Annotated in this window: 5 protein-coding genes and 1 pseudogene; 4 read left to right on the top strand and 2 right to left on the bottom strand. The window is 70.0% G+C overall.

Annotation, left to right across the window (positions count from 1 at the left end):
* A pseudogene (locus ACOJSN_RS06700) lies at positions 1-371 on the bottom strand (Fe2+-enterobactin ABC transporter substrate-binding protein); the annotation flags it as partial.
* Positions 372-478: 107 nt separating this feature from the next.
* Here ACOJSN_RS06700 and ACOJSN_RS06695 point away from each other — a divergent pair.
* Positions 479-2,131: a helix-turn-helix domain-containing protein gene (locus tag ACOJSN_RS06695; protein WP_420111731.1), complete on the top strand. Its 1,653-nt coding sequence runs from the start codon at positions 479-481 to the stop codon at positions 2,129-2,131.
* Here ACOJSN_RS06695 and ACOJSN_RS06690 read toward each other — a convergent pair.
* Positions 2,037-3,014 carry a DUF6177 family protein gene (locus ACOJSN_RS06690; protein WP_420111730.1) on the bottom strand — a complete coding sequence of 326 codons (978 nt, stop codon included), beginning with the start codon at positions 3,012-3,014 and terminating at the stop codon, positions 2,037-2,039. The two genes, ACOJSN_RS06695 and ACOJSN_RS06690, sit on opposite strands and share 95 nt — an antisense overlap.
* 117 nt (positions 3,015-3,131) lie before the next feature.
* Between ACOJSN_RS06690 and ACOJSN_RS06685 the strand changes: the two genes are divergently transcribed.
* The 3 genes from ACOJSN_RS06685 to ACOJSN_RS06675 are packed head-to-tail and all read left to right on the top strand — an operon-like array spanning position 3,132 to position 6,360.
* Positions 3,132-3,515: a hypothetical protein gene (locus tag ACOJSN_RS06685; protein ID WP_420111729.1), complete on the top strand. Its 384-nt coding sequence runs from the start codon at positions 3,132-3,134 to the stop codon at positions 3,513-3,515.
* On the top strand, positions 3,515-5,677 hold the full coding sequence (locus tag ACOJSN_RS06680; RefSeq protein WP_420111728.1) for a hypothetical protein: 2,163 nt from the start codon (positions 3,515-3,517) through the stop codon (positions 5,675-5,677). The genes ACOJSN_RS06685 and ACOJSN_RS06680 overlap by 1 nt, the downstream gene beginning before the upstream one ends.
* Positions 5,674-6,360: a hypothetical protein gene (locus ACOJSN_RS06675; protein WP_420111727.1), complete on the top strand. Its 687-nt coding sequence runs from the start codon at positions 5,674-5,676 to the stop codon at positions 6,358-6,360. The genes ACOJSN_RS06680 and ACOJSN_RS06675 overlap by 4 nt, the downstream gene beginning before the upstream one ends.
* Positions 6,361-6,375: the final 15 nt, after the last annotated feature.

The raw sequence follows: 6,375 nt of genomic DNA, 5'->3' as shown, positions 1-6,375 counted from the left end.
TCCAGGTCGAGCTCGAGGTCGGCGTACGCGATCTCGACGCCGCGCTCGTCGGCCACGTCGGCCCACTGCGCGAACAGGCCCTTGTCGTCGGTCAGGCCGGAGACGGTGGCCGCGGCGGTGCCCACGAGCGGCGCATCGATCGCCAGCAGCGACCCGGTGATCGACGGTGAGGTCGAGACGATCCGCACCGGCCGGGCGGCGATCTCGGTCTCGCCGGCGGCGTGCTCGGCCGTGCGGGGCCACTCACCGGTGCTCTCACCGCTCGGTTCGGGACTGGTCGGGTCGGGCTCGGCACCGTCGGCGCCGGAGCATCCGACGAGGGCGAGGGCTGCAACCGCCGCGAGCGCGGCGGCACGGAGGGTGGGACGCATCGTGCTGGTGTCTCATCTCTGACATGGAACGGGCCGGGCGAGCCCGGCATCACTACGATGTGAGCGTAGGCTTACCTAACTTTTCCGATCGTTCCCAGGGCGCCATCTTGTTACCAGGATCAGATCTCGACGGCGGAGCTCGCCAGATCTGGCCGGCCCGTTCGGCGTGGACCACGTCGGGCAGCCCGCTGCTGTTCTGGGTGGCGGCGGGCCGGGCTCGAGTCGAGATCGACGGCCGCCGGTTGCCGCTGCAGGCGGGCGAGGCCGCACTGGTGCGCCCCGGCGTGCGGTACCGCTTGAGCACCGAGCACGGGAGCGCAGCGATCCCGGTCCTGCTGCCGCTCACCAGCTCCGAGCGGCTTCCGGCGGCGGACCTCGCCGCCGTCCACATCCCATCCTCGTGGCAGGTCCGCCTGGTGCACGAGTTCGTGATGAATCTCGGCTACCTCCAGGGCACCGCGGCCCAGGGATCCCTGCTCGATCTGGTGGCGGCGGCCGGCGTTCCCTTCGGGGGCGGCACCGGGCTGCCGCGTCTGCCCCGGTCGGCGCATGCCTTCGCTGCGGCGCATCGCATCCTCGCGGCACCCGAGCGCACGGTGACCGCCCCCGAGATGGCCGCTGAGGCGGGCGTGAGCGAGCGGACGCTGCAGCGGCACTTCATCGCCGAGACCGGCCATGCACCGATCGAGTGGCGCACCCGGGCACGGATGGCGATCGCCGGCAAGCATCTCGAAGGCGGCCGCAGCATCGCGTGGATCGCCGCACAGGTGGGCTACGCCACGCCCAGCGGCTTCGCCCGGGCGTTCCACGCTGCCACCGGCCAGAGCCCGAGCGAGTACCGCCGCATGTGCCCCGGTTCCCGTCGAGGCACGAGCCCTGGCGAGGTCGCTGCTCGCATCCCCGAAGACTCTCCGGGCGGAGCGCTGCCCTGGCTCGACCATCCGCCGCCCTTACCTGCCAGCAGCTCGTGGCCGAGAGTCAACGGCGCCCACGTCGCCGTCTGGGTCTATCGCGGCACGGCCGAGGTCGATGTGGGCGGGCGGCACTGGCAGCTGCATCAGGGAGATGCGATCGTGCTGCCAGCCGGGCTTCGCAACCGGGTGTCAGTCGCTGTGGACTCGCTGCTGCTGCCGCTGGGCTTTCGTGCACCCGGGCAGGCACCGGTCTCGGTGTCACGGCTGGGCCCGTGCCACCTGAAGGCGGTAGACGAGCCGTGGCTGCTCGCACAGATGGTCGCCTGCTACACACCGCTGCGGCCGGCCGGCCACGACCCCGTGGCCGCATTCGACCTCGTCGCCGCTCGCTCGGCCGCCATGCTGCCCGGGTTGACGCGCAGCGGTTTCACACCGGGAGACGAGCAAGAACGACTGCGCGATCTCGCGGATGCTCTGGAGGTGGACCAGGGACAGCTGCGGTCACGGTTCCGCGAGCTCACGGGAATGTCGATGGCCACCTGGCGCTCGCTGCACCGCATGACCCAGGCCCGCGAACAGCTGACCATGGGCGTACCGGCAAGCGCGGTGGCTCGAGCGCTCGGCTACGCGCACCTGCCTGCCTTCAGCCGGGCCTTCCGCGCCGTGCATGGGCTCTCGCCGCGGCAGTACCTGGGCACGGCAGCGGCACGGAGCGCTGCAGCGCAGTGGCGAGCAGAGCACCGACTCGGAGCTACCCGACCAGACCCTGATCCGGCGACGCCGGCCGCGGGTGCGGTGGGAGGCCGATCGACGCCAGGTGCTGCCACGCTCGTGCACGATCGGTGAAGCGCAGCAGCTGGGAGGGCAGCCGCTGCCGCCCGACGAACGAGGACTCGACACCGTGAGCGAACGTTCCGGGCAGGCTCAGCCCACGGACTGCGCGCGGTCCGAGCACGAGTGCGATCGGGGTGGGCGGCGGTACCCGGCCAGGCAGCCGCCACCCTGAGGTCGAGGTCGGAAATCGCAGGAACGTGGCGAGCTCGACCTGGAACTGCCGCGTGAGGACATCGGTCACGAGCTCGATCGCGTCCTCCGGTGTGCCGGCGAGCGCCCCCGGTGGCACGAGCAGTCGCGTGGACTCCGAGAGTCCACGGGAGGTCCGGCGCACGCCGATCCAGGCGTGGGCGGCACCGCTCGCCCGCGCGAGGAACGCCGCCGGCATCGCTCGGCGCGCCTCCGAGGTGACGGCGTCACTCGACCAGGCGCGGTCGAGCGGCTCGGCGACTCCCCAGTGCTGCAGGCCCTCCACGTCGAGCGCTGCCAGGGCACGCGACGCGACGGCACCCAGCCGCACCGAGGCGGTGGCACGAAAGCGCACCACCGCTTCGATCACCACGCCCTGCATCGTGTGATCGGGGGTGCTGCTGGAATCGACCATCCGCGGCCCGGTCGCGAATCGGATCTCGCCGACGCGCAGACCCGTGACGGCGTCGGTGTGATACCCCTCGTCATCGCGCAGGATCCAGGTGGTCTCCGACCGCCGAAGCTCCGCGTCCACGAACGGGCTGAGCCGTGCGCCCGGGTGGGTCACCAGCGCGGACTGGCGATCGCCGTCGGCGGCTGTGGCGAAGAATGACTCCAGCTCGCGATCGAGCACCACCTCGATGGCATCGCAGCGCTCGATCACGAGCGGTTCGGCAATCGGATTCACCAGCTTCCCGTGTCCCACGGTGGGACGATCTCACACATGGGGTGAACGACCCATGCCTGCCCCTGGCGCACGGCAGCACGCATCATCGATGATGAGCGCGTACACCGCTCGTCATCCTCCGGGGGAACCACGTTCATGACCCAGTGGCGCATCGATCCTGTGCCCGCAAGAGCCATCGCTGACACCGTCGCGACCGCCGGCGAGACACTGGCGAACCACGACGAGGGCGATGGGGCAGCGTTCTCCGAGACAGCGATGACCGATCTCGGCACGAACCTCGATCAGGGTGACTACCTGCCGCAGGCGAAGGTGGCCGTGAGCCAGCTGCTGGAGGCCGAGGGCACCAACGTCACCAACATCATGAACGCGATCTCGGCCGCCACGATCGGGCTACGCACCGTCGTCGCCATGTACGAGTACGCAGGCAACGAGATGGGCAGCCAGATGGCCGCATCGCAGACTGCCGCAGTCGACGCGGCCGAGACCGGCGACTTCAGTTACTTCATCACGGAGGAATGATGGGCGGCGACCTCCCCAACACCTACGGCTACTCCGAACTGATCCACCCCAGCAAGTTCCCGATCAAGACCGCCGATCTGCACATGGGCAACATCGACGACGCCGCCGATGCCCTCGAGGCCATGGGCACCGCGCTCGTCAACAACGTGACCAGTGCGAGCGAGTCCTGGGACGGCCTCCCGAACCACTACGAGGCGCCCGAGGCGACTGAGTTCTACGACCTTCTCGACCAGCCCCTGGCGAACGCCGAGAGCTTCAACAGCCGAATGATCTCCGCCGCCGGACACCTGCGGGACTGGGCCGACGTCGTCGGCAGGGAGCGGCCCAACCTCACCACGCTCGAGGAAGACGCGCAGAGCTTCTACGACGAGGTCGTGGGCGGTGTGGAGACGCTGGAATCGACCACGGTTGCCACTCCGGCGGGCGTCTACACGCACACGATGACCGTCACCAAGGACTGGGACGAGGTCACCGATACCTGGGACCGCAACACCGCGCTGTGGGAGCGGTACATGGCGCTCCACAGCCTGTTCCAGGAGGCCGACGTCACCGCGGCCGATCTCATCCTCGCGCTCCGCGAGGTGGACACCCGGCTCCCGGGACAGCCCGGCGGACCCGAGGTGGAGTCGACCGGGGTCGCACCCGAGATGCCCTGGGGGGACGTGGTGCGCGGCGGCCAGGCCGAGATGATCCTGGGGCAGATCTTCCTCGAGCAGTTCGGCCCGTTGTTCGGCTACAACGCCTTCACCGGTGAGTTCGACGGCGAGCTGGCCCGTGAGGCGTGGACGGGGGTCTGGAACGGCATCGTGGATCTGGTCTCGATCCGGCCGGACGAGATCGCCTTGTTCGCCGCCCAGCAGTTCGTGGCGCGGTGGACCGGCACCACCGTCGAGTATGACCCCGACAACCGTGCGCACCGGGTGATCGGCGGCTTCGCCGAGGGACTGACGATCGACCTGTTCTCAGACGACCCGCTGAGCCAGTGGGAGGAAGACCCGCAGGCGGCAACGGCCACGCTGCACTTCCTGGGCATCGGCATGCTCGTGAGCGCTCCGCTGGGCGCCGGCGCATCCGCGGTGCTCGGCCCACTGGCGCGCACGCTGCTGCGCCGTGGGTCGGTCATCGTGGGCAACGTCCGCTTCTGGGTCGACAGCCACGGCATCTCGATGACCAACCTGCTCGACGGCACCTGGGTCAGGCTCGCCGGCTTCGGCCCGGACGGTGAAGCCGCGATGCGCACCTTCATGCACCTGTACGAACAGGAGCACGGGCCGTTCGACACCACGCCCGGCAGCGGCACACCAGGACCGGGAAGCACTCCGCGCTTCTTCGAGCCGCAGCCCGGCACCCAGGTCGTCCTGCCCGATGGTGACGTGCCACCGCACGTGGTGTCGCAGTCCGACGCCCCCTCGAGGTGGACCTCTGCCGACGTGGAAGGGGCATGGGAGAACGCGTACCGCAACGCCGACGGGGTCCGGGTGGATCCACGCACGGGTGCACCGCTGGTCGGCGGCCCGCCTACTCAAGGGGTGACTCGCCAGTGGGTCATGTACTGGGACGACGCGAACAACCGCTGGGTCGCCGGCAACCGCGGCGACGGTTGGGGTGCCACTCCTCGACCTATCCCCGCCGACACCTTCGACCCGGGCAACGGAAGCCGTTACGCCTCCGGCGACCCGCACCTGCCCGGCGACCACCCGCCGGGGCGGGTACCACCTGCCACTACCCAGCACGGCTCGGGCGACACTGGGATCGTCCACCTCAATCGTGGCGACCGCGGCATGGACTACCAGCTCCAGATCTCGGGCTACAGCAGGACACCGGACGGTCGTATCCCCGAGTACCAGTACGTGGACCCGGAGACCGGTGAGTCCGTCGACTTCGATGGCCACACCACGCGAGGGCGGCCACCCCAGGAGGTGTTCCTCGACGGCAAGGATGGTTACGAGGTTCTCGGCCGCGCGCCAGAGATTCCGATGTCCCAGGGAATGCGGACCAACCTCCTCGCGGAGGCGGACCGGCAGCTGCGTGTCCTGCCGGAGGACGCAGTCCTCGAGTGGCACGTGTCCGACCCCGTGGGAGCGTCCGCGATCCGGAAGCTGCTCGCGGACAACGGCATCACAGCCGACGACATCACGGTCATCTACACTCCGAAGCGATGACTAGCCACTGGCCTGACGAGGTAACGATCGGCGTGGTGCTCGACCGAGTCAGCGAGCCACCTGCCGCGATCGCTGCGTGCACGCAAGCGTTCGTCGACGCGCTGGCGGCACGGATCGGCGACACGGACTGGGGCGTGGTCGATGGGCCGGCGTGGTCGGGCCCACCCGATCAGCTCACCGAGATCGTCGCCGCTTGCCCCTCCACCGCCGCGACAGGTGAACCGGATCCCCAGGATGGGTACGGTTACACGCTCTATACCCGCCGCGAGCCGACCACACTGTCGGTCGGCGTCGATGTCGGCGGCAAGTTCCTCGGACGGCGCCGGCCCGCGCAGAACGTGCGCGGCACCGTGCTCAACCCCCGCGGCGTCCCGGTCGATCCGGCCGTGGGTGACGCGATGCTCGAGGCCCTGATTGAAGGCTGGCAGCCGCTGTACGCGCGGCTGAGCGAGGCGGACATCAACCTGGCCTCGGGCCGCGGTGGATGGCGCATCCCCGCCGGCTACCGCGTGTGGTTGCGCGACGGCACGGTCACCTTCGACCAGCTCGCCGAGGGCGTCACCGCCCGGGCGTTCGCCGGCGGCACCATGCTCAGCGTCCCCGACGACTGGCCGCCGGACCAGATCGCCCAGCGGCTCACTGAGACCTACGAGCGAAACGGCGTCGACGTCGTCCCGCACTGACGGGAGTCAGGCGGT

It is taken from the genome of Pseudactinotalea sp., from assembly GCF_048594945.1.
GTDB lineage: Bacteria > Actinomycetota > Actinomycetes > Actinomycetales > Beutenbergiaceae > Pseudactinotalea.
This window is presented reverse-complemented; position numbering and strand designations above follow the sequence as displayed.